We start from the raw sequence: 1,529 nt of genomic DNA on the forward strand, positions 1-1,529 counted from the left end.
CCGGGCCACGCATTGCGGGCAGTATCCTGCAGGTTCTGGTGCTCACATATGCGGCAAGCAATGCACTGCTCGTCATCAGCTACGCGGATAGGCCCTCGACATCAACACGGACATGGTGGGCGACTTCGTCGACCCGCCATGTCCGCTCTACAACCGCTTCATGTTCACGACGTCCGTGGCGCACCGGCCCAGGGCCTTGAACAGCGCGGAAAGACCGTCCCGGACACGGAACACGAGGCGGGGCACCGCCAACCCGGCAGTTCGACCCGGGTTGGCCGTGCCTTTCTCGGGTTAGGAACACAAAGTGGTGGTGTTGGGCGGGCATCCTCGACCCGCGACGCGGGCACCTCCAGGCCGTGGATCGCGGCGGCGAGCGGGGGACTGCATGGCGGGGTCGTTCCCCCGGACTTCCCGGGTGGAACCGGCGGTTTCGCCGGCAATAACGGGACCGGAGTCCGGCGTTACGGATCAGACGGAGGAACTGCCCCAGCGTGGATGTGGCTGCGGTCCGGGCAATACACCGTCGTTGACGTGGACGACACAATCATCGAGGTCCACGGCTACAAGAAACAGGGCTCCGGCTACGGCGATTCCGGGGTCCGGGGCCTGAACGCACTGCTGGCCACCGCCGGCACGAAGGACACCGCACCGGCCATCCTCGCCCAGCGGCTGCGGAAGGGCTCGGCCGGTTCGCCCCCGCGGCGCGGCACGGCTCATCGCCGATGCTCTGGCCACCCTCAAACGCCTCCACGGCGGGGCTCGGGACGGTGCTGCTGCGCTCGGACTCCGCGTTCTGCGGTATCTCACCGTCAACGCCGGTGCCGATGTTTCGATCACGGCGCGCATGGACCCGGCCGTCAGGAAGGCCATCGCGGGAATCGGGGAGGCCGCGTGGACACCGGTCCAGTACACGGATGCCGTCGTCGACGAGGACGCGACCGGTGGATCTCCGCCGCCGAAACACCGTTCACCGCGTTCAGTTCCCGGAAACAGGGCGAACGCGTCCCCGGTCGTCTGGTCGTCCGCAGGATCCCGGACCTGAACTCGCGCGCCGGCCCCGGGCAGCCGACGATCTTCCCGACCTACCGGCTCCGTGCGTTCTTCACCACCGGCGCCATCGACACCGTGGCCGCCGATAAGACCCACCGCGGGCACGCGATCATCGAGCAGGTCAACGCCGATCTGAACGACAGGACCCTGGGAAACCCCCTGGACGGACCTGTTGAACCGGATCTTCAAAGTTCTGACCGGTCGCCCCGTACCGAGATAACCCAGGACCACGGTGGGACACCACCGGCAGCGGGGCCGGGCACTCCGGCCAGCCCGGAACCCGACGCGCCCGGCCAAACCAATTCCCGGGGTCCCCACGAGCCCGTCGGCGGATCAAGGCTACGGGCCGGTTGGGCAGTCGGTGGGGGCGGGACGTTGGAAGTCAGGTGGCCGGCTCCGGGGGAACCGGGGTCAGGCTAGTGGGTGTCGGCTGCCTCGATCTCGGACTTGTCCTCGCCCCAGAGGGTGTGGAACGTGCC

At 68.2% G+C, this 1,529-nt stretch carries 1 pseudogene; it reads left to right on the forward strand.

What is annotated here, in order from left to right:
- Positions 1–525: 525 nt before the first annotated feature.
- Positions 526–1,185: pseudogene (locus BLR03_RS25145) on the forward strand (IS1380 family transposase); the annotation flags it as partial.
- Between the last annotated feature and the right edge of the window lie 344 nt (positions 1,186–1,529).

It is taken from the genome of Arthrobacter sp. ok909 (genome assembly GCF_900104405.1).
GTDB lineage: Bacteria > Actinomycetota > Actinomycetes > Actinomycetales > Micrococcaceae > Arthrobacter > Arthrobacter humicola.